The sequence below is a fragment of the Blautia sp. 1001283B150304_161114_C9 genome (assembly GCF_015668165.1).
Lineage (GTDB): Bacteria > Bacillota > Clostridia > Lachnospirales > Lachnospiraceae > Blautia_A > Blautia_A wexlerae.
Map to the genome: position 1 here is coordinate 81,231 of NZ_JADPGO010000010.1, position 25,378 is coordinate 106,608.

At 42.9% G+C, this 25,378-nt stretch carries 21 protein-coding genes, 1 tRNA gene and 1 other RNA gene; 17 read left to right on the forward strand and 6 right to left on the reverse strand.

All coding sequences use genetic code 11. The features are described from left to right. The first annotated feature begins 119 nt into the window (after positions 1-119). The 3 genes from asnS to I4V44_RS07300 all read left to right on the forward strand — a co-directional run bounded on the left by asnS (position 120) and on the right by I4V44_RS07300 (position 3,984). Positions 120-1,511: an asparagine--tRNA ligase gene (gene asnS, locus I4V44_RS07290; protein WP_008706954.1), complete on the forward strand. Its 1,392-nt coding sequence runs from the start codon at positions 120-122 to the stop codon at positions 1,509-1,511. 84 nt (positions 1,512-1,595) lie between these two features. Beyond that, positions 1,596-2,648: a metallophosphoesterase family protein gene (locus tag I4V44_RS07295; protein WP_022380048.1), complete on the forward strand. Its 1,053-nt coding sequence runs from the start codon at positions 1,596-1,598 to the stop codon at positions 2,646-2,648. 10 nt (positions 2,649-2,658) lie between these two features. Then, positions 2,659-3,984: a hypothetical protein gene (locus tag I4V44_RS07300; RefSeq protein WP_196002532.1), complete on the forward strand. Its 1,326-nt coding sequence runs from the start codon at positions 2,659-2,661 to the stop codon at positions 3,982-3,984. 162 nt (positions 3,985-4,146) lie between these two features. Here I4V44_RS07300 and I4V44_RS07305 read toward each other — a convergent pair whose 3' ends face one another. The 4 genes from I4V44_RS07305 to murC form a co-directional block, all read right to left on the reverse strand. Continuing rightward, positions 4,147-5,334, reverse strand: coding sequence for a ribose-phosphate pyrophosphokinase (locus I4V44_RS07305; protein ID WP_025578585.1), 1,188 nt, complete (start codon positions 5,332-5,334; stop codon positions 4,147-4,149). A gap of 3 nt (positions 5,335-5,337) precedes the next feature. Continuing rightward, positions 5,338-6,321, reverse strand: coding sequence for an ATP-binding protein (locus I4V44_RS07310; protein WP_008706949.1), 984 nt, complete (start codon positions 6,319-6,321; stop codon positions 5,338-5,340). Positions 6,322-6,389: 68 nt separating this feature from the next. Then, the gene (locus I4V44_RS07315) at positions 6,390-7,472 is read right to left on the reverse strand and encodes a DnaD domain protein (protein ID WP_196002533.1); all 1,083 of its coding nucleotides are present in this window, start codon (positions 7,470-7,472) and stop codon (positions 6,390-6,392) included. A gap of 755 nt (positions 7,473-8,227) precedes the next feature. Next, the gene (gene murC / locus I4V44_RS07320; protein ID WP_118341760.1) at positions 8,228-9,607 is read right to left on the reverse strand and encodes a UDP-N-acetylmuramate--L-alanine ligase; all 1,380 of its coding nucleotides are present in this window, start codon (positions 9,605-9,607) and stop codon (positions 8,228-8,230) included. 393 nt (positions 9,608-10,000) lie between these two features. On the opposite strand from murC, the gene I4V44_RS07325 reads away from it, so the two are divergent. The 5 genes from I4V44_RS07325 (at position 10,001) to I4V44_RS07345 (ending at position 15,115) form a co-directional block, all read left to right on the forward strand. Beyond that, entirely contained in the window at positions 10,001-11,275 is a 1,275-nt protein-coding gene (locus I4V44_RS07325) for a glucose-1-phosphate adenylyltransferase (protein ID WP_008706943.1), read from the forward strand. Beyond that, on the forward strand, positions 11,275-12,393 hold the full coding sequence (glgD, locus tag I4V44_RS07330; protein WP_196002534.1) for a glucose-1-phosphate adenylyltransferase subunit GlgD: 1,119 nt from the start codon (positions 11,275-11,277) through the stop codon (positions 12,391-12,393). Before I4V44_RS07325 ends, glgD begins: the two co-directional genes overlap by 1 nt. 49 nt (positions 12,394-12,442) lie before the next feature. Continuing rightward, positions 12,443-12,730 (forward strand): septation regulator SpoVG, encoded by a 288-nt coding sequence (spoVG, locus tag I4V44_RS07335; protein ID WP_055053372.1) that lies wholly within the window; start codon positions 12,443-12,445, stop codon positions 12,728-12,730. Between the two features lie 195 nt (positions 12,731-12,925). Further along, a complete protein-coding gene (locus tag I4V44_RS07340; RefSeq protein WP_196002535.1) occupies positions 12,926-14,248 on the forward strand; it encodes a PcsB-like coiled-coil domain-containing protein in 1,323 nt (440 codons plus the stop codon). A gap of 171 nt (positions 14,249-14,419) precedes the next feature. Next, entirely contained in the window at positions 14,420-15,115 is a 696-nt protein-coding gene (locus I4V44_RS07345; RefSeq protein WP_062807068.1) for an anaerobic ribonucleoside-triphosphate reductase activating protein, read from the forward strand. Here the strand turns inward: I4V44_RS07345 and I4V44_RS07350 are convergent. Continuing rightward, on the reverse strand, positions 15,086-16,129 hold the full coding sequence (locus I4V44_RS07350) for a DUF6128 domain-containing protein (RefSeq protein ID WP_196002536.1): 1,044 nt from the start codon (positions 16,127-16,129) through the stop codon (positions 15,086-15,088). The two genes, I4V44_RS07345 and I4V44_RS07350, sit on opposite strands and share 30 nt — an antisense overlap. 132 nt (positions 16,130-16,261) lie before the next feature. Here I4V44_RS07350 and I4V44_RS07355 point away from each other — a divergent pair. The 3 genes from I4V44_RS07355 to I4V44_RS07365 all read left to right on the forward strand — a co-directional run bounded on the left by I4V44_RS07355 (position 16,262) and on the right by I4V44_RS07365 (position 18,416). Continuing rightward, positions 16,262-16,335 (forward strand) — tRNA-Pro (locus I4V44_RS07355). Between the two features lie 89 nt (positions 16,336-16,424). After that, positions 16,425-16,940, forward strand: coding sequence for a tRNA adenosine(34) deaminase TadA (tadA, locus tag I4V44_RS07360; RefSeq protein ID WP_025578592.1), 516 nt, complete (start codon positions 16,425-16,427; stop codon positions 16,938-16,940). Between the two features lie 108 nt (positions 16,941-17,048). Next, a complete protein-coding gene (locus I4V44_RS07365; protein ID WP_196002537.1) occupies positions 17,049-18,416 on the forward strand; it encodes an MATE family efflux transporter in 1,368 nt (455 codons plus the stop codon). A gap of 161 nt (positions 18,417-18,577) precedes the next feature. On the opposite strand, the gene ffs is transcribed toward I4V44_RS07365, so the two are convergent. Beyond that, positions 18,578-18,839, reverse strand: an RNA gene (ffs, locus tag I4V44_RS07370) — signal recognition particle sRNA large type. A gap of 267 nt (positions 18,840-19,106) precedes the next feature. On the opposite strand from ffs, the gene I4V44_RS07375 reads away from it, so the two are divergent. From I4V44_RS07375 to fsa, 6 genes are all read left to right on the forward strand, one after another. After that, the gene (locus I4V44_RS07375) at positions 19,107-20,189 is read left to right on the forward strand and encodes a 6-phosphofructokinase (protein WP_196002538.1); all 1,083 of its coding nucleotides are present in this window, start codon (positions 19,107-19,109) and stop codon (positions 20,187-20,189) included. A gap of 169 nt (positions 20,190-20,358) precedes the next feature. Then, the gene (dnaX, locus tag I4V44_RS07380) at positions 20,359-21,978 is read left to right on the forward strand and encodes a DNA polymerase III subunit gamma/tau (RefSeq protein ID WP_025578599.1); all 1,620 of its coding nucleotides are present in this window, start codon (positions 20,359-20,361) and stop codon (positions 21,976-21,978) included. A gap of 215 nt (positions 21,979-22,193) precedes the next feature. Beyond that, positions 22,194-22,550, forward strand: coding sequence for a YbaB/EbfC family nucleoid-associated protein (locus I4V44_RS07385; RefSeq protein ID WP_008706923.1), 357 nt, complete (start codon positions 22,194-22,196; stop codon positions 22,548-22,550). Further along, positions 22,550-23,149 (forward strand): recombination mediator RecR, encoded by a 600-nt coding sequence (gene recR / locus I4V44_RS07390; protein ID WP_008706922.1) that lies wholly within the window; start codon positions 22,550-22,552, stop codon positions 23,147-23,149. The genes I4V44_RS07385 and recR overlap by 1 nt, the downstream gene beginning before the upstream one ends. Before the next feature lie 44 nt (positions 23,150-23,193). Beyond that, the gene (locus I4V44_RS07395) at positions 23,194-24,291 is read left to right on the forward strand and encodes a LacI family DNA-binding transcriptional regulator (protein ID WP_062807065.1); all 1,098 of its coding nucleotides are present in this window, start codon (positions 23,194-23,196) and stop codon (positions 24,289-24,291) included. A gap of 428 nt (positions 24,292-24,719) precedes the next feature. Beyond that, on the forward strand, positions 24,720-25,373 hold the full coding sequence (fsa, locus tag I4V44_RS07400; protein ID WP_008706917.1) for a fructose-6-phosphate aldolase: 654 nt from the start codon (positions 24,720-24,722) through the stop codon (positions 25,371-25,373). Positions 25,374-25,378 lie beyond the last annotated feature (5 nt).

Sequence of the window (25,378 nt, forward strand, 5' to 3'; positions counted from 1 at the left end):
ACTCCTTGCGTGAAAACAGGGAATAGTCTATACTAAAAGGCGAGACGGCTGTTATCTGAAACAGCGTTTCGTCTTTTTGTGTAAGACCAGAACGATGAGGAGAAAGAGGAAACATAGATATGAAGTTAACAACAGTAAAAGAGATTTACAAAGAGAGAGAAAAATACCTGGATAAAGAGGTTACAGTAGGTGGATGGGTACGAAGCGTACGTGATTCCAAGACATTTGGATTTATCGTGCTTCACGACGGAAGCTTCTTTGAGACTCTTCAGGTAGTTTATCACGATACAATGGAGAACTTTGCTGAGATCAGTAAATTAAACGTAGGTGCAGCGATCATTGTCAAAGGTACACTGGTAGCAACTCCACAGGCAAAACAGCCATTTGAGATCCAGGCAGCAGAAGTTACAGTAGAGGGTAATTCTGCACCTGATTATCCGCTTCAGAAGAAACGCCACAGTCTTGAATACTTAAGAACCATCACACATCTCCGTCCGAGAACAAACACATTCCAGGCAGTATTTCGTGTACGTTCTCTGTGTGCCTATGCGATTCACCGTTTCTTCCAGGAGCAGGGATTTGTTTATGTGCATACTCCGCTGATCACAGGAAGCGACTGTGAAGGTGCAGGTGAGATGTTCCAGGTAACTACTCTGGATATGAACAACGTTCCGACAGATGACAAGGGTGCTGTAGATTACTCTCAGGATTTCTTCGGAAAAGAAACTAATCTGACAGTAAGCGGACAGTTAAACTGCGAGACTTTTGCACAGGCATTCCGCAATGTTTATACTTTCGGACCAACCTTCCGCGCTGAGAATTCCAACACAACCCGCCATGCGGCAGAGTTCTGGATGATCGAGCCGGAATGCGCATTTGCAGATTTAAATGACAACATGGATCTTGCAGAGGCAATGCTGAAATATGTGATCCGTTATGTACTGGAGAATGCACCGGAAGAGATGAATTTCTTCAATTCTTTTGTTGATAAGGGACTTCTGGACAGACTGAACCATGTGATCAATTCTGAGTTTGGTCATGTTACTTACACAGAAGCAGTAGAGCTTCTGGAGAAGAACAACGATAAATTTGACTACAAAGTATTCTGGGGATGCGATCTGCAGACAGAGCATGAACGTTATCTTACAGAAGAAATCTTTAAGAAACCTGTATTTGTAACAGATTATCCGAAAGAGATCAAAGCTTTCTACATGAAGATGAATGAGGATAACAAGACTGTTGCAGCTATGGACTGTCTGGTGCCTGGAATCGGTGAGATCATCGGTGGAAGCCAGAGAGAGGATGACATTGAGAAACTTGAGAAACGTATGGACGAGCTGGGACTTAAGAAAGAGGATTATGACTTCTATCTTGATCTTCGTAAATATGGTTCCACACGCCATTCAGGATTTGGTCTTGGATTTGAACGTTGCGTAATGTACCTTACCGGCATGGGCAACATCCGCGACGTAATTCCATTCCCAAGAACTGTTAAAAACTGTGATTTATAATTTGACTGATATCAGTATTGTGGGAGCATTGAAGCTGCAGAGCAATCCGCAGATATCAAAAATGTTATAGAAAGAGAGATTGGCATGAGATTTATTCATCTTGCAGATGTACACCTTGGTGCAGTTCCTGACAGGGGCTGTCCATGGAGCAGCAGGCGGGAGGAAGAAATCTGGGAAACTTTCCGCCGGGTTATTGCGGGTATCCGCGAGAATCCGGTGGATTTGTTATTTATAGCAGGAGATTTGTTCCACCGCCAGCCTCTTCTACGGGAACTGAAAGAAGTAAATAACCTGTTTTCCACCATCCCGGATACCCGGGTTTATCTGATGGCAGGAAATCATGACTATATTAAGGCTGATTCTTTTTACCGGGATTTTCAGTGGGAAAAGAATGTGACATTTTTTAAGAATGAACAGCTTACCTGTGTGAAAGATGAGAAACTGGATGTTTATGTATATGGACTGAGCTATGAACATCAGGAAATAGAGAATCCTCTGTATGATTCCATACATCCTGCAGAGGGAGAGGGGGTTCACATTTTACTGGCTCATGGTGGAGATGCGAAGCATATCCCCATGAATATCAAATCAATTGCTGCGTCAGGATTTGATTATATTGCATTAGGACATATTCATAAACCCCAGATTTTGATCCGGGATAATGCAGCTTATGCAGGTGCGTTGGAGCCTGTTGACAGAAATGATCTGGGTGATCATGGATACATAGAAGGACATCTGGAAAACGGAAGGCTTAAGACAAATTTTGTTCCTTTTGCCTGCCGTTCCTATGAGCAGATTCTTCTGATGCTGCGTGAAGATTCTACACAGGCATCTCTGGAAGATATGCTGAAGGCGGATCTGGCGAATAAAGGACGCATGAATATCTACAGGATCGTGATCCAGGGAACCAGGGCACCGGAGCTTCTGCTGCTTCCCGAGAGACTGAAGTCTTTTGGCTACGTAACAGAGGTTCTGGATGAATCAAAGCCTTCCTATGATCTGGAAGCACTTCAAAAAAAATATAGTGGAACACTGATCGGTGACTATATCAGTTATTTTCTTGAAAAAGACAGAAATGCAGTGGAGGAGAAGGCATTATATTATGGTCTTCAGGCTTTACTGGAAACAAGCAGGTGACAGACAGAATATGATTATCAGACAGTTAAATATTAAAAACTCTGGAGAAATCCATGATAAAACTTTAGAGTTTTCTCCGGGAATTAACGTTCTGTATGGAGAGAATGAAAGCGAAAGAGCGATAGTACATACGTATATTAAAAATATGTTTCTCGGAGATATCAGTGAAGCAATCTACGATAATGCAGTTTTTGCTGCGAAGTTAAAGAGTCCGACAGAACAGGATCTGGCTCGGGAGCTGCAAAAATTTATGACCGGCTATCAGGGAACTGCAGACAGCTCCATGGATCTGGGACGGGCCATGCAGATGCTCAAGATGTCCAGAAAGGGTTATCTGGTCCAGGCAGACAGAAAACAGAAAGAGACAGAACAGGAGAGGCAGAAACTTCTGACCAGGATGGATGATATCATAAGTGATCTGAATGATCTGAATGGAAAGCTGGATCAGATTAATGAGAAAGAGGAGTCGTTACGGATGCATCCCGGAGATGAAAATGGTGCGGTTATTCTGGATGAGAGAATGGCACAGGCAAAGGCAAAAAGAAACAGCTTTGCAATGGGAATGCTGATATCGGCCGCTGCCGGCATCTTTGGATTGATTCTGACTGCGATTATAGCGGACAGTGTTTCGGTAAGTCTGATCGTAGCGGTTATTGCAGCTGCGTTGGTGGGATTTTGTGGAAAACAGCAGCTGAAGTATGCAAGGGAATTTCAGAAGAGAATACGGATGAAGAAACGCTGGGTATCCAGGCAGGAGAAACTCAGATGCAGTAAAGAAAATCTCAGACAGGACTATGATGAGAAAGAAACAGAACTTTGTAACCTTAAGGAAGAATACCGGGAATACGAAGAAAATTCTTTTCTGCTTACATCGGAAGAGCGGGAGGTACAGGCTCTGAATATGGCGATGGAAACCATAGAGAGAATGTCAGGAAATATTCATCTTCAGGTGGGACGAAAGCTGCAGATACGTACTTCTCAGATTTTGAGTGAGATTACAGATGGTGAATATCAGGACGTACAGATGGATGCGGCATCCCACATGACAGTAACTACCGGGAACGGAGTGGAAGCACTGGAATGTCTCAGCCGCGGCACTCTGGAGCTGATTTATTTTGCCATGCGCATGGCTGCAGGAGAGCTTCTGTGTCAGGAAGAAAGTCTGCCGGTGATACTGGATGATATCTTTGGGATGTATGAGGAAGAAGATCTTGAGGCAGTTCTTGAATGGATGTATAAGGAGAAAAAGCAGGTTATCATCAGTACCTGCAGTAAACGCGAGATGGAACTTCTGGACAGGGAGGGGATCCCTTATGGGAAGCAAATTATTTCCTGAATTTTAACCAGACTGCGAAGCAGTTATTCAGTGTAGGGCCGCATAGAAGAGTGGATTGCATTATATATAACAAAAAGAGAGATTTCATGTACTGCAGGAATTTCGGATGAAACAGCCGGAACAGAACATGAAATCTCTTTTTATAAATTTTACAGAAGTTATTTATTTCTCATCATACTGAGCCATATAATTGCTTACGCAGCGGTTGATCCTGTCAACCGGGTTGAGCAGATAGCTTACAGACTGATCATGATTAAGAGTATCAATGATCAGGGCGATATATTTACTCATATCACAGGAGATGTAGTAATCTTTTGCAAGAAGCTCAGGAGACTGATAGATCAGGTTTGTAGTGAGCAGTTTGTCAAACACTCCTGCCTTATGAGCCTCATCAAATTTCTCGAGTCCGTTTGTAAACAGTCCGAAAGTAGAGCAGATATAAATTCTGCCTGCTCCTCTTTCCTTGAGGAGAGAAGAAATCTTAAGAACTGTATCACCGGAAGAAATCATATCATCGATCAGGATCATATCTTTGCCCTTAAGGTTTGGACCGAGGAATTCGTAAGCTGCGATCGGGTGACGTCCGTTGATTCTCTTGGAGTAATCCAGACGTTTGTAATACATACCCATATCAACACCAAGGATATTGGCAAGATAGATTGCGCGGTTCATGCTTCCCTCATCAGGGCTGATGATCATGAAATGATCGTTGTCGATGTGAAGTCCTTTCTCATGGTTGAGAAGAGCTTTGATAAACTGATAGGATGGCTGTACAGTCTCAAATCCATGCAGAGGTGTTGCATTCTGCACGCGCGCGTCATGTGCGTCAAAAGTGATGATGTTTTCCACACCCATACTTACAAGCTCCTGAAGTGCTGTTGCACAGTCCAGGGATTCTCTGCCACTGCGGATATTCTGGCGGCTTTCGTACAGATAAGGCATGATCACGTTTACTCTGCGGGCTTTGCCGCCGATTGCGCCGATCACACGTTTCAGATCCTGAAAATGGTCATCAGGAGACATAAGATTCTCGTATGGTCCGATGCTGTAGGTAAGACTGTAGTTACATACATCAACCATCAGATAGATATCGTCACCACGTACAGATTCCATGATCGTACATTTCGCCTCACCGGAACCGAAACGTGCTGTCTGGACCGGTATCAGATAGGACTCTCTCTGATAACCCTCAAATGCAAAAGAATCAAGCTCTTCGTGGCTGCGCTCTTTACGCCACTGTATCAGCCATTCATTTACTTTTTCACCCAGATCCTTACAGCTGATCAGAGGGATCAGACCAAGTCTGCCCACCGGAAGTGTAGTTAAATCTTTAGTTGTTGCCTGTGCCATGTTTTATTTTCCTCCTAAAAAAATTTTCTGTATACGGATATCCTTTCCTTCCAGCTTCACCATACGGTAGTTGCTGGCGATTCTCGAAAAGGTTCGTTCGGAATAAGTATCCGAGAAATTTTCCAGTTTCAGATTTGTTGATATGATCGTAGACTTCCTGCGCATGATGCGTTCATTTATGCACAAAAACAACTGGGAAGAGACAAAGCTGTTTGTAAGTTCAGTTCCCAGGTCGTCGATGATCAGCAGATCGCTGTCAAATACAAATTCCTGTCCTTCTGTTTTATCTCTGGAGAATTTGGAGTCTGCCAGCAGTTCAAACAGATCAAATGCGGAAAAGTACATAACGCAATGTGCTGATTCCAGAAGATCATGAGCAATACAGTGAGAAAGAAAAGTCTTACCCACACCGGTATCACCGTAAAGAAACAGATTCTCAAAGGAACTGTCAAAATTTCTCACAAAACCTCTGGCAATATCATAAGCTCTCCGGGCCGTCTCTCTTTCTGTCAGTCCGGTAGCTTCGTTCTTCATTGTATCAGAATAATAATCAAAAGAAAAGTGGTCAAAGTTTTCTTTTTTGAGAATTTCTTTTAAATTGGACTGCGTATAGAGCAGTTCTATCTCTGCTTTCTTAAAACAGGTACATTTTTGGCTTCCGACGTAACCGGTATCCTGACAGACCGGACACTTATATGGAAGTTCCAGATAATCCTCCGGATATGAGTTACATACCAGCAGGGCATTGCGCTCCTGGGACAGAAGAGAGATTGCAGCTTTAAGGTCCTCAAGACCTGATGATTCTCCGCTTAAGAGTGCTCTTGCTTTTTTTGCGCTTAAGGTGGCAACCTCTTCATCTATTTCGTGGATGCGCGGGATTTTTTTATAAATCTCCTGAGTACGCTCCTCCAGAATACGTCTGTTCTGAGACTGGGTCTTGCTGTATTCCCGCATGATCGTATCATACTGATAATTCTGTAAAGGCATGATTTCACACCCTTTCGTTTGTTTTTTTGTAGCTGTTCAGTGACTTTCAGACGATTATGTCACTGTCGTTACTGATTCAGCAATTTCTTTTCATATTCGTTAAAGTCGTACTGTCGCTGATGGAAATTGTTAAACCGGTTTGATGCAGCCGGTTTGGAAGCTGCTTTTCGCTGGGTATTCTTTTCCAGCTTCTGTCGCTGATGCTGAGCATCGAGGAGCCGGACATCTGCAAGTGTACGGACATTTTTATCTTTCCATCCGGAAAGGATTTTATCTGCATACTGGAAACTTGGCTGTCCGGTAGAGAGAACTGTACGGCTGCAGGCTTCCTGGATGATATCCATGGTAAAACCATAATCATTCAGCCAGGTGTTCATAAGAGAAATCTCTGTATCTACCGGATTTCGTCCGCTGATTCCCATTGATTTAAAAATAGTAAAGTATTCTTTGGCATAACGGGAATTTGCCTCTTTTGCCATGGTGACAGTGGTGATTCCCTCATCTGCCCAGGCAAGAGCAACGGTTTCTATGTAACGCATACTCTTATGCCCGCGGCTGACACTGTATTCGATCAGGTACTCGATCAGATCAGGCGAGAATTTCAGCTCATCATAGAAAAACAGGATCTTTTTCATCTCGGTAGGAGTGAGCGTTTTGCCGAGATACTGTTCTGCGATATAGAGGAGCTGTACGATCTCATCATTTTGCTTTAATTCTTTTACACGGTCAGGAGACAGTGCAGTGGCTAATCTGGTGGTCTGCTTCACAGGCTGTGCCGGCGCAGAAGAAGTCTGGGGTTCTGTTTTTGTAACAGGGGCTGCCGAAACAGTTGTGTCGGAAGCAGCAGATTTTACAGGTGGTACATTCAATATGATATCTGCTATATCTTCGTTATTTCTGTAGGTTAAAGTAAGGAGTTTTTCTTTCTCCCAGTATTTCAGAGCGCGGATAATGTCACGTTCTGTACAGAAGAAATGATCAGCCATCTGCTCCAGACTGAAGGGTACAGAGGTGTCAGAAAGAAGCCTCAGAAGATAGATATATACTTTCACAAATTCTCCATTGGCCCCAGGCATATAGTTGTCTATGAAATTGTTGGTTAATACAGTTACTTCCGCATTGCGGGAATTCTGTAAAGTGATCATAGCCATGAATTTCCACTCTCTTTCATAATAATAAGATGTTAGGGTCAAAAGGTATTTTGCCCCTAACCTGATATCCACGAATTGCTCCGCTGCAAAGCAGCTCCCACAATTCTCAAACATTCGAAATCCGCTGATTTACTGCGTAAATCGCTACTTTCTCATGTTTGGCGGGTCCCAAGTTCAAAAGTCTTATCGTGCAAGCACGAACGACTTTTTGACCCTGATATCATAATAATAAGATGTCAGAGTAAAAAAAGATATTTTTCCTCTGACTTGATATCTATGAATTATAGCACAACATTTTTTAAAAGAGAATAGGGGATTTTTGTCGAAGATTTCATCCACATTTGAATGTGGATAATGTGGATAATGTGGAAAGGTGAAATATGGTATATATTATTGGAAACCTGAAAAATGTTGAATTTCAGGGAAAAACGGAGTATTACGGGGACGAATAATGTCGAATTATGTTAAGTGATTTATGCACATATACATCCACATATGCAGGCAGATGAAAATGTGTATAACGATGTGGAAAATGTGGATAAGTGATCTGAACTGTTATAAATAAAGGAAGAACTGAGGGGGATAAAATGTTTATAACTTTTTAATGGAAATTGTCGACAGAGACACAAGTGTTCAGTATCTTCTATTGCTATAAGTGCTATAAGTTGGGCGGTTGTAAAAAACAGGACAATTCTGAAAAATTATTTTCCGAATTGTCCTGTATAAATTGCTGATATTCATGTCAGGCAGAAACATTATTTACCCAGCAGATGCTCCCCGATATTTACAACATCTCCGGCTCCCATGGTGATGAGCAGATCACCCTCCTGGCAGTTGGAGAGCAGATAATTCTCAATCTCATCAAAGGTAGGGAAATACTCGCAGGGAGTTCCCAGTTCCTGAATACGCTTCTGCAGATCTTCAGAAGAAATTCCCAGAGTATCGGTTTCTCTTGCTGCATAAATATCCGCAACTACCACATGATCTGCCAGGCTGAGTGCTTTGGCAAACTCCGGAAGCAGAGCTTTGGTACGGGTATATGTATGTGGCTGGAATACACACCATAATTTCTTATGGGGATAATTGTGTGCGGCATGAAGAGTTGCTTCAATTTCTGTAGGATGATGTGCATAATCGTCTACGATCGTAACCCCTGCAACTTCTCCTTTATACTGGAAACGGCGGTCTGTTCCTGTGAAACTTCCAAGTCCCTTGATGATCACTTCTTCGGAAAGACCAAGAAGATGACCGAGGGCAATTGCTGCCAGTGCATTGGAAACATTGTGGATGCCCGGCACTTTCAGATAATAGCTGCCAACCTTAACGCCATTGCGCAGAACGGAGAAGGAAGCATGTCCATATTTGTCATAAGTGATATCTGCTGCCTGATAATCTGCATCATGTTCCAGACCATAAGTGATCACATTACATGGAAGATTCCGGATGATATCTTCATATTTCGGAGTATCTGCATTGATGATCAGTGTACCGTCAGCAGGAAGAAGCTCTGCAAAGCGGCGGAAGGAATGACGGATATCGTCAATATCCTTAAAGAAATCCAGATGGTCTGCATCCATATTCAGGATAATACTGATCTTCGGGAAAAAGCTCAGAAAGCTGTTTGTGTATTCGCAGGCTTCTGTGACAAAAGTCTCAGAATTGCCTACGCGGATGTTTCCGCCGATAGCAGGAAGAATACCTCCCACACTGATGGTCGGGTCACAGTCTCCTGCAAGAAGAATGTGAGATACCATAGATGTTGTGGTTGTTTTTCCATGAGTTCCGGAAATGGCAACAGGAGTATCATAATTCCTCATGATCTGTCCGAGAAGCTCTGCACGTGTGAGCATTGGAAGTCCTTTTTCCTTTGCACAGGCAAATTCCGGGTTGTCAGGATGGATAGCTGCGGTATATACCACAACATCTACGTCATCGGTAATGTTTGTGGCACGCTGTCCGTAATAGATGGTGGCTCCCTTTTTCTCCAGTGCCTGGGTAAGAGGACTGGATTTGGAATCGGAACCGGAAATGACAAAATCCTCGCCGAGAAGAATCTCGGCCAGTCCGCTCATGCTGATGCCGCCGATACCGATAAAATGTATATGAAGTGGTTTGTGAAAATCTATCTGATACATAGTATGTTCTCCTTGATTAATTATTTACAAATCTTTATAAATCCGGTAACTGTAACATATTCGCATAGTTACTGGAACTGTTTTATCTGTCTGTTTATTATACTCCCTGTGCCTTAAAATGAAAAGGACTTCTTTGGGTTGATAAAAAATCACAAAAAACGACATTGGATATATAAAAAATGCCTAATAATATATCGGTGGAAATACAGACTCAATAAAAAACGTGTGCAAAAATCATAAAAAAACAAAAAATGAAAAACAAAAATTGTAAATAATGTTCACTAACAGATAAAAGTGTGTTATAATTAAATAATCATAACCTGTAACTGTTCAGTGCCTCGCGAAACAGCAGACTGACGAATAGTTACCATAACTACAACAAGAGGTGATTGCATGATTAAGAAAGAAATGATAGCTATGCTTCTGGCCGGCGGTCAGGGCAGCAGACTGGGTGTACTGACAGAAAAAGTAGCGAAACCTGCAGTTGCTTTTGGCGGGAAATATCGTATCATAGATTTTCCTTTAAGTAACTGTATTAATTCAGGCATCGATACAGTAGGTGTATTGACACAGTATCAGCCATTGCGACTTAATACACATATCGGAATTGGTATTCCATGGGATCTTGACAGAAACGAAGGTGGTGTAACAGTACTGCCGCCTTACGAGAAGAGTACCAGCAGTGAGTGGTACACAGGAACAGCCAATGCAATCTTCCAGAATATGGATTACATGGAACAGTATAATCCGGATTATGTCCTGATCTTATCCGGTGACCATATCTATAAGATGGATTATGAAGTAATGCTTGATTTCCATAAAGCGAATAAAGCGGATGTGACGATTGCCTGTATGCCGGTACCTATTGAGGAAGCAAGCCGTTTTGGTATCATGGTAACAGATGACATAGGACGCATTACGGAGTTTGAGGAGAAACCGGAGCATCCAAGCAGCAATCTGGCGTCCATGGGAATTTATATTTTCAGCTGGCCTGCTTTAAAGGAAGCACTGATGTCTCTGAAGGATCAGAACAGCTGTGATTTTGGCAAACATGTTCTTCCATACTGCAAGGAGAAAGGTGAAAGACTTTTCGCCTACGAATACAATGGATACTGGAAGGATGTAGGAACACTGGGTTCTTATTGGGAGGCCAATATGGAACTGATCGATATTATTCCGGAATTTAATCTCTATGAAGAATTCTGGAAGATTTACACAAAGGGAGATATTATCCCGCCTCAGTATATTTCGGCAGATGCGGTTACAGACAGATGTCTGATCGGTGAGGGTGCAGAAATTTACGGGGAAATACATAATTCTGTGATCGGACCAAATGTTGTGATCGGAAAAGGCAGCGTGATCCGTGATTCCATTATCATGCGCAATTCTACCATTGGTGAGGGCGTACAGATGGATAAAGCTATTATTGCCGAGGATGTTACTATTGGAAACAATGTTGTACTGGGATGTGGTGAGGAAGCACCGAATGTGCTGAAACCTGCAGTTTATGCATTTGGAATTGCTACGGTTGGTGAACGCAGCGTGATCCCGGATAATGTAAGAATCGGAAAGAATACAGCAATCTCAGGTATAACTGTTCCTGAGGATTATCCTGATGGTGAGCTGGCCGGCGGACAGGTAATTACAGCAAAGGACGGTGACGAATAATGAGAGCGATAGGTATTATTTTGGCTGGCGGTAATAATAACCGCATGAGAGAATTATCAAATAAGAGGGCAATCGCAGCAATGCCGATCGCCGGAAGCTACAGAAGTATCGACTTCGCACTGAGCAACATGGCGAGTTCTCATATTCAGAGAGTTGCTGTTCTGACACAGTACAATGCCCGTTCTCTGAATGAACATTTAAGCTCTTCCAAATGGTGGGATTTCGGAAGAAAACAGGGTGGTCTCTTTGTATTTACACCTACGATCACAAAAGAGAACAGTCTGTGGTATCAGGGAACAGCAGATGCTATTTATCAGAATCTGGAATTCCTTAAAAGCAGTCATGAACCATATGTAGTGATCGCATCCGGCGACTGTGTTTACAAGATGGATTACAACAAGGTTCTTGAATATCATATTGCGAAACGTGCAGATGTTACGGTAGTATGCACTACCTGCGATGATCCCAGTGAGATTGAGAGATTTGGCGTTCTCCGTATGAATGAGGACTGCAGGATTGAGGAATTTGAAGAGAAGCCAATGGTTTCTTCTTATAATACAATTTCAACAGGTATCTATGTTATCCGAAGAAGACAGCTGATCGAACTGATCGAGAGAGCTGCACTGGAAGGCAGACATGATTTTGTAAAGGATATTCTGATCCGCTACAAGAATCTTAAGAGAATCTATGGATATAAGATTGACACATACTGGAGCAATATCTCCACAGCGGAAGCATATTATAAGACAAATATGGATTTCCTGAAACCGGAGATCAGAAACTATTTCTTCAAACAGGAACCGACAATTAAGACAAAGATTGATGATCTGCCTCCTGCAAAATACAATCTGGGAGCGCAGGTGAAGAACAGCCTGGTTGCCAGCGGATGTATTATCAATGGTACGGTGGAGAATTCCGTTCTTTTTAAAGACGTATTTGTAGGAAATAACTGCGTAATCAAGAACTCTGTGATTTTAAACAATGTATATCTGGGAGATAATACTCATATTGAGAACTGCATTGTTGAAAGCCGGGATACTATTCGTGCAAATTCGTATTACTGCGGCGACGGTGAAGTGAAGATCGTCGTGGAGAAAAATGACAGATATATACTGTAAATAAAACAGCCGGATAGATTCGGTAAATCGAAAGGAGTAAATTTGTATCATGAATATTACTGACGTGCGTGTGAGGAAGGTAGCAAAAGAAGGAAAGATGAAAGCGGTTGTTTCTATAACAATCGATGATGAATTTGTAGTACATGATATCAAGGTGATTGAAGGAGAAAAAGGGTTATTTATCGCTATGCCAAGCCGTAAGGCAACAGACGGAGAATATCGTGATATTGCACATCCGATCAATTCTGCAACACGTGACAGGATCCAGACGATCATTCTGGACAAGTTCCAGGAAGTTATGGATGCGGAACCGGAAGAAGCTGCAGAAGCGGAATAACCGGTGAATAAAGAACTGTAAACAAATAAGAAGAAGCACAGGCACTGTCTCTGAAAAAGGGGCAGTGCCTGTTTTTGCTGAGCATTAGTGAAGATAAAATGTTACATAATTATTACATAAATTAATAAAAAGTGTTGATTTTTTTACGAAATATGATATACTGGGTTTCAGATTAACGAGAAAGGTGATTAATTTATGAAGAAAAAAGTTTTTTCATTACTGCTGGCCGGAATGCTTACTTTTTCCATGGGAACAACTGCATATGCAACAGAAGATGCGATCGCTGATATGCAGGCTCAGAAACAGCAGGCAGAAGCCGGACTTGCCCAGACACAGGCGAATATTGACAGCCTTCAGAGCAAGAAGCAGGAGCTGGAGAACTATCTGTCTGATTTGAATACACAGTATGAAGACCTGACTAATGCAATTTCTGAACTCAGCATACAGGCCGGAGAGAAAGAGAATGAGCTGAAACAGCTTCACACAGAATTAAAGAAAGCCAAGAAGGCATTAAATAAACAATATGATGATATGAAACTCCGCATCCAGTATATGTATGAGAATGGCGGTACATCTGCATTAGAGACTTTGCTGTCATCTAAGGATCTTTCTGAGTTCCTCAACAATGCAGAGAGTGTTGCGAAGATTTCCCAGTATGACAGGACTATGCTGGAGAAATGCGAGAACCTTCAGAACACTATCAAAGATCAGGAAACAACTGCTGAGGAAGAGAAAGCTGCTATTGATCAGCTTCTTGAAGAGAGAGCGGCCAAACAGCAGGAGGTTCAGAATCTTGCAGCAAGCACAAGTGATAACATCTCTTCCTATGTAAGCCAGATCAGCGCAAGCCAGGAAGAAGCAGCAGCACTGACTGCAGAAATCAACAATGCAGATAACAGCATTGCTCAGCTTGTGCAGCAGGCAGAAGAGGAAAATGCAGCCAGAGAGGCAGCGCAGGCACAGGCCGAAGCAGAGGCAGCAGCGGCACAGGAACAGGATGCAGAAGAGAGTTCTGATGATTATGAAGAAGATACAGATTCCTATGAGGAAGACTCTTCGGACAGTCAGGATTCTTCGGAGACTGAAGGATCTGAGGATACTTCTGAAGATTCAGGGGATTCTGATGATGAAGATACATACGAAGAGAACGATGCAGATTTCTATGAGGGAGACTCTGACAGCAATGAATCAGAAGATACATCTGACAGCCAGGCATCCTCAGACAGTTCTTCCGGTCAGGGAAAATACCTTGGCAACTTTACACTGACTGCATATTGCAACTGTGCACAGTGCTGCGGTACAGCAGGTAACCTGACAGCCAGCGGAACAGTTCCGACAGCAGGACGTACTGTAGCTATGGCGGGAGTACCCTTTGGAACACAGCTTCTGATCAACGGAAATGTATACACAGTAGAGGATCTGGGAACACCTTATGGACATGTTGATATTTATTGTGACAGCCATTCAGAAGCATTAAGCTTCGGACTTCAGTCTGCTGAGGTTTATCAGTTGAACTGATAACAAAACAATAATGTGATTAAGAACTCTGGTAAAACAGGGTTCTTTTTTTCGGATTTTTGCCCGGATTGCTATAACATAGGTGGTTTAACTTGAGGATTCAGATGCCTGATGATAAAATGATATATCAGATTTATATACGGTAAAATATAATTGGAATGGAGATAAACAATGAGAATCTGTGGCTTTAATAAAACGACATTGCTGGACTATCCGGGAAAGGTAGCCAGTACTATATTTCTGGGTGGATGCAATTTCCGCTGTCCGTTCTGTCAGAATGGTATATTGGTTGTGGCTCCCGGAGAACAGCCGGATTACAGTCAGGAGGAACTTTTGACTTTTTTGAAAAAAAGAAAGGGAATTCTGGACGGGGTCTGCATTTCAGGAGGGGAACCTACACTGTCAGATGGTCTGGAGGAATTTCTGGGAAAAATCAAAGAGCTGGGCTATGCTGTTAAACTGGACACCAATGGCTCACGTCCGAAGATTGTAAAACATCTGGCAGAAGCCGGACTGATCGATAAAGTAGCTATGGATATCAAAGCCTGTCCGGATAACTATGGAAATCTGACCGGAATAGAAAAGCCTGATATGGACAGTATTTTTGAGACAGCAGATTTTCTGCTGCATGGGAATCTGGACTATGAATTCAGAACAACAGTAGTACGGGAACTGCATACGCAGAAGGATTTTGAAGAAATCGCCGTGTGGCTGGCAGGAGCGAAAGAATATTATCTGCAGGCTTATAAGGACTCAGATGGAGTCCTCAGGCCTGGATATGGAAGCTATACTTTTGAAGAACTTCAGAATTTTCAGAAGATTCTTCAAAAGACGATTTTATCTGTGGGAATCCGGGGCATCGATTAAACGATACCAGTAACCGCCGCGCATTTTTGGAATCTCTATATAGCTGCTTTCTTTGAAGTAAGGAAAGCCAAACATATTTGCCATAAAGCGTTCCTGCTGATTATAAACGCCGGGAACGCCGAGGATATACTGTCCGTTATTTCTTTGTCCTAAAAGCAAATATCCGAAATTATAATGCCCATACTGGAGAAAACGGTTATTGCGCAGTGCACAGTAATGCCGCGGAAAATGCTTCAGGTCATCAAGGTGTATCTTCCATGCAGAAATCAGTTCGCCATCGGAGAAGGGGGAAAATTCGGCAGAGGTTTTTCTGTTTTCTGCATTTCTTTCCGGGACAGGATTGCCGGCATTTTCAGAACTATTGGAATCTTCAACAGTATTATCTGAGATATAGGATGACTCTGTTCCTGGCTTGTTATCAGATGTTCCCTGAGCCGGAATGTTGGCAGACGGTTCAATTGATAAAGAATCGTCAGGAACTTTTGTAAGCGAGGTATCTTCGGGTTTTTCTGAAATATCTTCAAGTTCTTCGGGCATTTCCTGTAATACCATATCTGCCGGAACTTCGGGTTTCTGTGAAGTGATTTTCGCAGATTCAGGAATATCTGCGTCAGGCATAGTTTTTATTTCATGGAAATTCTCCGGACGTATAGGCTGATCGTCCCATTCAGTACCAAAGAATCCGCCAGTATCTGAAGTAATGATCATTCCGCCCAACTTACCCATTGCAACGCCGGAGTCATTCATATCTGTTGCATCTGTTATGATCAGGCATTCTACAGTTTCTTTTTCTGTCTCGCAGGTATCCAGAAGAATTCCGTTGATCAGGCCATCCTTTCGTGTAAATCCATAAATATTGCATTTTACATTTTCAGGCAGCCCCGGACAATGCAGATGAATCTCAACAGAACATTGCTGATCTTTTACTTCAACTTTAATAAATCCGCAATTGCTGCCTTTCTTTCCGCTTTCATAGTCATATACATATGCGATAAAACGCCGATATCCAGCCAAAATCCTTCCTCCGTAAAACCAGATTCAATAATGTATATGACCATCAGAAGAAAATATTCGAAAAAATTAAAAAAATTTGAAAAAATCTATTGACAAACTGCAATTTTATTAATATAATAGCACTTGCATTGACGAAGCGTGGCTCAGTTTGGTAGAGCGCTGCGTTCGGGACGCAGAGGTCGTGGGTTCGAATCCCGTCGCTTCGACTACGCATAGGAAGTCTGAAACCAATTGGTTTTCAGGCTTTCTTTTTGCTATTCTGGTAGTGATGCAACAGCAGAAAGGAAAAGAAAAGTTGACAGATCAGGAACGTTTTATGAAAGAAGCTATCCGCCAGGCGAAGAAGGCAGAAGCTCTGGAAGAAGTGCCAATCGGCTGTGTGATCGTGCATGAGGGTAAGATCATCGCACGTGGATATAACAGAAGAAACACAGATAAAAATACACTCTCCCATGCAGAACTGAATGCAATCCGCAAAGCCAGTAAAAAACTTGGTGACTGGAGACTGGAGGGATGCACTATGTATGTGACGCTGGAACCATGTCAGATGTGTTCCGGGGCACTTGTCCAGTCCAGAATAGATGAAGTAGTGATTGGTTGTATGAATGCCAAAGCGGGCTGCGCAGGTTCTGTGATGAATCTTTTACAGGTGGATGGATTTAATCATCAGGTAAAGATTACACAGGGAGTTCTGGAAGAGGAATGTTCTTCTATGTTATCTGAGTTTTTCAGAAAACTTCGTGAGAAAAAGAAGCAGGAAAAGGCAGCCCTTAAAGCTGCACAGGAAAATCCGGAGGGAGAACCGGAATAATAAAAGTAAAAGACAGACAAAAACAGGAAGAATCTTAAAGGCAATAAGAGTAATAAAAATAACAGAAGTAATGTTACAGGTAGAAATAAAAAGAGGCGAATAAAAAGAATGAAAAAAGATACAACAAACGACATGACCGTCGGCAGCCCGGTGAGCCTGATAATAAAATTTATGATCCCAATGTGCCTGGGAAATCTTTTTCAGCAGTTTTATAATATTGCAGATTCCATTGTTGCCGGAAAATTTATCGGAGTAAATGCCCTTGCAGCTATCGGAAGCACCGGTTCACTGATGTTTTTTGTGACTGGCTGGCTGAATGGACTCAGCAGTGGATTTGCGATTATCGTAGCCCAGATGTTCGGAGCGAAAAAGTTTGACAGGATGCGCCATTATGTTGCCATGTCCATTTACCTTATGGCTGCATTTTCCATTGTCATGACAATAGGTTTCAGTCTTGCGAACAAACCAATCCTGCATCTGATGAATTCGCCGGAAGAGGTATTTGGTGATGTAACTGCATATATGGGAATTATTTATGCAGGTCTTATTATCACAGGTGCATATAATGCACTTGCGGCTTTCCTGCGTGCGCTGGGTGACTCCAAGTCGCCATTGTATTTCCTGATCATTTCGGCTGTGATCAATGTTATTCTGGATGTAGTTTTTATTGTAGTCTTTGGAATGGGTGTAGAAGGATGCGGATATGCCACAGTGATCGCACAGGGAATTTCGGCAGTGTGCTGCCTGATTTATATTGTAAAAAGATTTCCGATCCTTCATCTGGAACGGAAGGATTTTGAGATATGCTGGGACAGTTTCGGCAGACTTCTGAAGCTTGGAATTCCTATGGGACTGCAGTTTTCGATTACAGCAATCGGAACCATTATTGTACAGAGCGCGGTCAATATTTACGGACCTGTACATATGGCCGGATTCTCTGCTGCCGGTAAGATCCAGAATATTTTTGCCACAGTATTTACAGCCTTCGGTGCAACCATAGCAACCTATGTAGGTCAGAACAGGGGCGCAGGAAAAATGGATCGTGTGAAACAGGGAGTCCGTTACACGCAGATGATGGTTCTGGGATGGAGCGTTTTTGTTATGTTCCTGATGTTTTTCTTCGGAAAATATCTGACATATCTTTTCGTAGATCCATCGGAACAGGACGTAGTAAATGTGTCTGTTACTTATTTCCGGACAGTATTCTGGGCATATCCGTTTCTCGGAAGTATTTTCCTCTATCGAAATACTCTGCAGGGAATGGGATATGGACTTGTACCAATGCTTGGCGGGGTATTTGAACTGGTGGCGAGAACAGGAATTGTCGTATTGGTTGCGGGACATACTTCCTTTGCCGGTGTCTGTATGGCTGACCCGACCGCATGGATCGCCGCACTGATCCCACTGATTCCTTATTATTTTCATGTGATGAAGAAATATAAGAACAAAAGTCAGGTACAGGCAGTAGAGGATTAATTATTCTTTATCTGATGGAAATTGTATAAGGCTCTTTCCTGCTTCTGTTAATATGTGGACTTTTGTAAACCACAAAAATAAGAAAAGCATTCAGAAAATTATCAACAGATAAAATTCTGAATGCTTTTTTATATGATGACCTGCATCATGAATATTCTTTTTTGCGCGCCGCACTTCGGAATGGTCCCACAGACGTTACCTCTACAGTTAACTCAGCCCAGGCACCCTTACGGCACACAAGAGCTTCTGCTTAGTGCTGCTACATTCCTGTCCTGACACGGTTCACAGATTCCTGTTGCGTAAGACCCAAACGTCAACGCCACTTATAGAGGGCAGCTCCACAGGATACAAGCCTCGGATTGGCATCACCCCTGCTGTAGCGGATTGCAGGTACAGGGCACCGCTATCTCCCCGGCTGCGCATTTCTGATTATATAGGCAGGAGGCTGTTTTGTCAATAGTGAATCATTATAGTAAAACTTATTACTGGGAACGGAGTGAACAGTAACGAACGTAGTGCGTGAATAGTAACTAAAACTTTTCTAACACTATTGTATGAAAACGATAAATATTATATAATAAACAGAAATAAACTATCTTTATTCTGGAAATGGATATGCCAGAGTACACAACATGTCTTGTATGTATGGATATGGATAATTCTTAAAACACAGAAATGGAGGATACTATCATGATTAAAAGAATAGGTATGCTTACCAGTGGCGGTGATTGTCAGGCACTTAACGCTACCATGCGAGGAGTAGTAAAGGGACTGAGCAACAATTTGGATGAACTGGAAGTTTATGGATTTGATGATGGATATAAAGGACTGATCTATGGTAAATACCGTATGCTCACATCCAAAGATTTTTCCGGAATCCTTACACAGGGCGGCACAATCCTCGGAACATCCAGACAGCCATTCAAACTGATGCGTGTCCCGGATGAGAATGGCCTGGACAAGGTTGAAGCAATGAAGCAGACTTATTATAAACTCTGCCTGGACTGCCTTGTGATCCTTGGCGGAAATGGTACACAGAAGACAGCAAACCTTCTGAGAGAAGAAGGACTGAACATTATCCATCTTCCAAAGACTATTGATAATGACATCTATGGCACAGACATGACCTTTGGTTTCCAGAGTGCGGTAAACATTGCCACAAATGCCATTGACTGTATCCATACGACAGCATCCTCACATGGACGTGTATTTATCGTAGAGATCATGGGACACAAGGTAGGAAGTCTGACACTTCATGCAGGTGTTGCAGGCGGTGCGGATATCATCCTGATTCCTGAGATCCCATATGATATCAAAAAAGTTACCGCAGCGGTCCAGAAACGTGCCAAAGCAGGCAAGCGTTTCACAATCCTTGCAGTTGCAGAAGGTGCGATTTCCAAAGAAGACGCAGAACTTCCTAAAAAGAAATACAAAGAGAAACTGGAAGCCCGAGCAAAGAAATATCCGTCCGTTTCCTATGAGATTGCTGACCAGATCTACAAAGAGATCGGAAGCGAAGTCCGCGTTACAGTTCCGGGACATACACAGAGAGGCGGAGAACCATGTCCGTATGACCGCGTTCTTTCCACAAGAATCGGTGCAGGTGCAGCGCAGGCGATCATGGATGGTGAATATGGCATCATGATCGGCGTGGTAAACGGCAAAATTAAACGTGTACCTCTTGAAGAGTGTGCAGGTAAGCTTAAGATGGTATCACCGAAAGATCAGCTTGTAGTTGCTGCCAAACAGATTGGTATCAGCTTTGGTGACTGATTAAGTGAAACAGTACTTGACTGACAGATACTTTTTCATATAAGATATGGATGTAAAAAAGACCGCCGCGGGAATTTTTTCCGCGGCGGCTGTGATAATAAGATAGAGATAACTATTTGGTGCGCTGCTGACAGTGGGGGTGCTGAATAGTTACGATAGGAGTTTACTCATGAGTTACACTGCTCTTTACAGAAAGTTCAGACCGGATAATTTCGCGGATGTCAAAGGTCAGGATCACATAGTGACTACTCTGACAAATCAGATTAAGCATAATCGTATCGGCCATGCGTATCTGTTCTGCGGCACCAGAGGAACCGGTAAAACAACAGTAGCCAAAATTCTGGCGAAGGCAGTCAACTGTGAGCATCCCGTAAATGGCAGCCCCTGTAATGAATGTGCCATGTGCAAGGCGATCCAGGCAGGAACTGCAATGAATGTGATCGAGATCGATGCTGCATCCAACAATGGTGTGGATAATATACGTGAGATCAGAGAAGAGGTTTCTTACCGCCCTACAGAAGGTAAATATAAAGTATATATTATTGATGAGGTTCATATGCTTTCCACAGGTGCCTTCAATGCCCTGCTGAAAACACTGGAGGAACCACCGTCTTATGTTATGTTTATCCTGGCAACTACAGAGGCGCACAAGATTCCGATTACGATTTTATCCAGATGCCAGAGATATGATTTCCACAGGATCACCATAGACACTATCGCGGCCAGACTGGATGAACTGCTCAAAGTTGAAGGTGTAGAAGCTGAGGAAAAGGCAGTCCGATATGTAGCGAAAGCGGGAGATGGTTCCATGCGAGATGCGCTCAGCCTTCTCGACCAGTGTATTGCTTTTTATCTTGGACAGGAACTTACCTATGATAAAGTTCTGGAGGTTCTGGGAGCCGTTGACACCGAAGTGTTTAGCAAGCTTTTGCGAAAAGTGATCCGGGGAGATGTGACAGGTTCCATTCATATCCTGGAGGAACTGATCGTAGGAGGCAGGGAATTGAGCCAGTTTGTGGGAGATTTTACCTGGTATATGAGAAATCTTCTTCTTGTTAAGACTTCTGAGAATCCGGAGGAAGCGATCGATGTCTCATCCGACAACATGAAGCTTCTGAAAGAAGAGAGCACCATGCTGGATGTGGAGACGCTGATGCGGTATATCCGTATTTTTTCGGATTTGTCCAACCAGATTCGATATGCAACCCAGAAAAGGGTCCTTGTGGAGATTGCACTGATCAAGTTGTGCCGTCCTGCAATGGAGACTAATCTGGACTCTGTTCTGGACAGACTGCGTGTGCTGGAACAGCGGATGGATGAACGTCCGGTACAGCAGGTGATCGTGCAGCAGGGTTCAGGGAAAATGCCGGCAGAAACCGGGGCAGTTCAGGAGCCGGCGGGAAACAAAGCACCAGCGAAGGCGGCACCGGAAGATTTGCAGAAGATCGTGGCAGGCTGGAGAGTGATCACAGGACAGACAACAGGGATGTTTAAACAGATGCTTCAGAAATCTGTTCCGAAGTATAACAGTGAGACAGGAGAACCTGTTCTTTATGTGGAATTTCAGGATTTTCTGGGGCAGTCCTATGTGGACAATCCGGAAGCGAAGAAAGAGCTTCAGGACATCATCACTGCCCAGACAGGAAAAACAGTAGAGATCCAGATGCTGGTGGCAGATAAGCGTCAGCATACAAATCTGGCAAATATCACAGTGGACCAGGCGATAAAGAATAATATCCACATGGATGTTGTGATAGAGGAAGATCCTGATGAGGAAAAAGGAGAATAAATATTGTTACTGTTCACACACCACTATCCCGCGAGGTGTTTTGGCATGAATATGCCAAAATCCCGAGACATACAAGCCAAAATTCCATTGCCGCAGGCAATCTGGAATGAATTTTGGCTACGTTACTGTGAACGGAGTGAACAATAACTAAATATTCTCCGGACAGGAAAAGGCAGTAAACAATAAGGCAATAAATAGCAAGGAGGATACCACAAATGGCAAAACGTGGAGGATTCCCGGGAATGGGTATGCCGGGAAATATGAATAATCTTATGAAACAGGCGCAGAAAATGCAGCGCCAGATGGAAGAGAACCAGAAAGCTCTGGAAGAGAAAGAATTTACGGCTACTGCAGGAGGCGGAGCTGTAGAGGTAACTATCTCCGGTAAGAGAGAGGTGACAAAAGTAAAGCTTCAGGAGGAAGTTGTAGATCCGGATGACATCGAAATGCTGGAAGATCTCATCGTTGCAGCTACAAACGAAGCACTTCGCAAAGTGGAAGAAGAATCTACAGCTGTTATGTCTAAACTGACAGGTGGTCTGGGCGGACTTGGCGGAGGTCTTCCATTCTGATGGAATACTACAGCAGTCATATCAATAAGCTGATCGAGCAGCTTTCCCATCTTCCGGGAATCGGTGCGAAATCAGCACAGAGACTGGCATTTCACATCATGAATATGCCAAAGGATCAGGTAGAGCAGCTTACCTCTTCCATTACCGGTGCCAGAGAGAATGTACAGTATTGCAAGTGCTGCTGTACTCTGACAGACAGAGAAATCTGTCCCATCTGCAGCAATGATAAGCGTGATCATTCAGTGATCATGGTGGTAGAGAATACAAGAGATCTTGCAGCTTATGAAAAAACAGGCAAGTTTGATGGCGTTTATCATGTTCTTCATGGTGCAATCTCTCCAATGCTTGGAATCGGGCCGGATGATATCAAACTGAAAGAACTCATGCAGCGTCTGGCAAAGGATGAGGTAAAGGAAGTGATCATTGCTACCAACTCCAGTCTGGAGGGGGAAACAACGGCAATGTATATCAGTAAGCTGATCAAACCTACCGGGATCAAAGTCAGCAGGATCGCAAGCGGAGTTCCAGTAGGAGGAGATCTGGAATATATTGACGAAGTGACTCTTTTACGTGCTCTTGAGGGGCGTGTGGAGCTTTAAGGTTACTGTTCTGACAAAAGATCATCGGAAAAGGAGGCATCACTTTGTCTAAAAAGAAAGCAACTTCTTCTGACGTGGCAAAGAGGGCAGGAGTCTCCCAGGCAACTGTTTCCATGGTCCTGAATAAGAAATATAATGTTTCTTTTTCCAGAGAAACAGTGGAGAAGGTAGAGCAGGCAGCCAGAGAATTAGGCTATCATCTTCCCGGACGAAAGAACAGAAAAGAAAGCCGGAAAGAGAAGCTGATCGTTGTTTTTTGCCCTACGCTTACAAGCCCGTATTATGTATTGCTTCTGCAGGGAATTGAGGCAGTGGCGAACAAACAGGGATATGGTGTCTTTATCTGTAATACACAGAGAGATCCCCGTCTGGAGGAGAAGTATCTGCGTATGATGGGTACAATAGAGCCGCTTGGCATTATCTACTGCTGTAATCCAAATCCGGATTTTCAGCAGCAGGTAGAGGAACTGGCGCAGACAATCCCACTGGTTATCATCAGTAATAAAGAGAAAACTACAACTATAGATGCCATTAATCAGGATAATACAGTTGTGGGAAGGATGATGGCAAGACATCTGCTTGATCTGGGGCACAGAGATGTAGCGTTTATCACTCCGCCCCTGACAAGGAGACAATGGCAGAGAACGAAACGTGTAAATGGTTTTGTGAAAGAGTTTGAGAAAGAAGGCCTGAAGGATCATGTGATCATTAAGGCTGCGGATGAAGCTATCGATATGCAGATCCCACGGATGGATTCGGAATATTCGATGGGTTATGAGCTTACTATGGAGCTTCTGGATGAAGGCAGGGAATTTACAGCTATTGCAGGCCAGAATGATATGATGGCTATTGGTGCGCTGGATGCTCTCCATGAAGCAAGGATTCATGTACCCAAGGATGTATCGGTGATTGGGTGCGATAATATCTTTTATTCGGGAATACGGAAGATCTCTCTTACTACGATCGATCATTTCGTAGCCCTTAAAGGCAGAGATGCCTGTGATATTATACTGCGCAAAATCGATGAGCAGGACCGTTTTCTCACAGATTCTGCTCCTGCCAGTCTCTATAATATTGAATATACCCCCAAGCTGATAGCGAGACGCACTACGGGGTATGTCAGAACCAAAAAAAATAATTAAATACGTCGAATGAAAACTATTAATAATAATTTATCGAAACTGCAGAACAGTTATTTGGTATAGAGCTGTGTGGTGAGGCAGATTGCGAATATCTACCCGGCAGGCATTTTCTGGAAACGTACCAAAATTTCAGGATGTGCGGCTGAAATCCGATATCAGAAATGATTTCTGACGGAGGTTTCCTGCAACAGCAAAGACAGCGAACAGTTACGAAAAGAAATGGTTATAAAACATATTGTATATTGCATGTTGATAACAACGAATATATGCTTTGACTGAAAAATAAAGAATTAATAAGACATGCGATTATTAATAAAGAAATTATTAATAATCTTTTGCCACGCTTGACCTGAATGTAAAGTCTGTTATAATGAAACCATCAGATCAATGAACGATTATGACAAGCAAAAATCAGGAGGGTTAAGAACATGAAATTTTTTATTGACACAGCAAAAGTAGAAGATATTAAGGCAGCTAATGATATGGGTGTAATCTGTGGTGTTACCACAAATCCGTCTCTTATCGCAAAAGAAGGAAGAGATTTCAAGGAAGTAATCAAAGAGATCACATCTATCGTAGACGGACCGATCAGCGGTGAAGTAAAAGCTACTACAACAGATGCAGAAGGAATGATCAAAGAGGGACGTGAGATTGCAGCCATTCATCCGAATATGGTTGTTAAGATTCCTATGACAGTAGAAGGTCTGAAAGCAGTTAAGGTTCTTCATGCAGAAGGAATCAAGACAAACGTTACTCTGATCTTCACTGCTAACCAGGCACTTCTGGCTGCAAGAGCAGGTGCTACTTATGTATCTCCGTTTCTTGGAAGACTGGATGACATTTCTACAAGAGGTGTTGATCTGATCCGCGAGATCGCTGAGATTTTTGAAGTGGCAGGAATCGAGACAGAAATCATCGCAGCAAGCGTAAGAAATCCGATCCATGTAACAGACTGTGCACTTGCAGGTGCTGACATTGCAACTGTTCCGTACAATGTAATCGTACAGATGACAAAACATCCTCTGACAGATGCAGGTATTGAGAAATTCCAGAAAGATTATAAAGCAGTATTCGGCGAATAAGGAGA

Bases quoted from the DNA above. Each gene is read 5' to 3' on its own strand.
- asnS (WP_008706954.1), top strand. From the start codon at position 120: ATGAAGTTAACAACAGTAAAAGAGATTTACAAAGAGAGAGAAAAATAC.
- I4V44_RS07295 (WP_022380048.1), top strand. From the start codon at position 1,596: ATGAGATTTATTCATCTTGCAGATGTACACCTTGGTGCAGTTCCTGAC.
- I4V44_RS07300 (WP_196002532.1), top strand. From the start codon at position 2,659: ATGATTATCAGACAGTTAAATATTAAAAACTCTGGAGAAATCCATGAT.
- I4V44_RS07305 (WP_025578585.1), bottom strand. From the start codon at position 5,334: ATGGCACAGGCAACAACTAAAGATTTAACTACACTTCCGGTGGGCAGA.
- I4V44_RS07310 (WP_008706949.1), bottom strand. From the start codon at position 6,321: ATGCCTTTACAGAATTATCAGTATGATACGATCATGCGGGAATACAGC.
- I4V44_RS07315 (WP_196002533.1), bottom strand. From the start codon at position 7,472: ATGGCTATGATCACTTTACAGAATTCCCGCAATGCGGAAGTAACTGTA.
- murC (WP_118341760.1), bottom strand. From the start codon at position 9,607: ATGTATCAGATAGATTTTCACAAACCACTTCATATACATTTTATCGGT.
- I4V44_RS07325 (WP_008706943.1), top strand. From the start codon at position 10,001: ATGATTAAGAAAGAAATGATAGCTATGCTTCTGGCCGGCGGTCAGGGC.
- glgD (WP_196002534.1), top strand. From the start codon at position 11,275: ATGAGAGCGATAGGTATTATTTTGGCTGGCGGTAATAATAACCGCATG.
- spoVG (WP_055053372.1), top strand. From the start codon at position 12,443: ATGAATATTACTGACGTGCGTGTGAGGAAGGTAGCAAAAGAAGGAAAG.
- I4V44_RS07340 (WP_196002535.1), top strand. From the start codon at position 12,926: ATGAAGAAAAAAGTTTTTTCATTACTGCTGGCCGGAATGCTTACTTTT.
- I4V44_RS07345 (WP_062807068.1), top strand. From the start codon at position 14,420: ATGAGAATCTGTGGCTTTAATAAAACGACATTGCTGGACTATCCGGGA.
- I4V44_RS07365 (WP_196002537.1), top strand. From the start codon at position 17,049: ATGAAAAAAGATACAACAAACGACATGACCGTCGGCAGCCCGGTGAGC.
- I4V44_RS07375 (WP_196002538.1), top strand. From the start codon at position 19,107: ATGATTAAAAGAATAGGTATGCTTACCAGTGGCGGTGATTGTCAGGCA.
- dnaX (WP_025578599.1), top strand. From the start codon at position 20,359: ATGAGTTACACTGCTCTTTACAGAAAGTTCAGACCGGATAATTTCGCG.
- I4V44_RS07385 (WP_008706923.1), top strand. From the start codon at position 22,194: ATGGCAAAACGTGGAGGATTCCCGGGAATGGGTATGCCGGGAAATATG.
- recR (WP_008706922.1), top strand. From the start codon at position 22,550: ATGGAATACTACAGCAGTCATATCAATAAGCTGATCGAGCAGCTTTCC.
- fsa (WP_008706917.1), top strand. From the start codon at position 24,720: ATGAAATTTTTTATTGACACAGCAAAAGTAGAAGATATTAAGGCAGCT.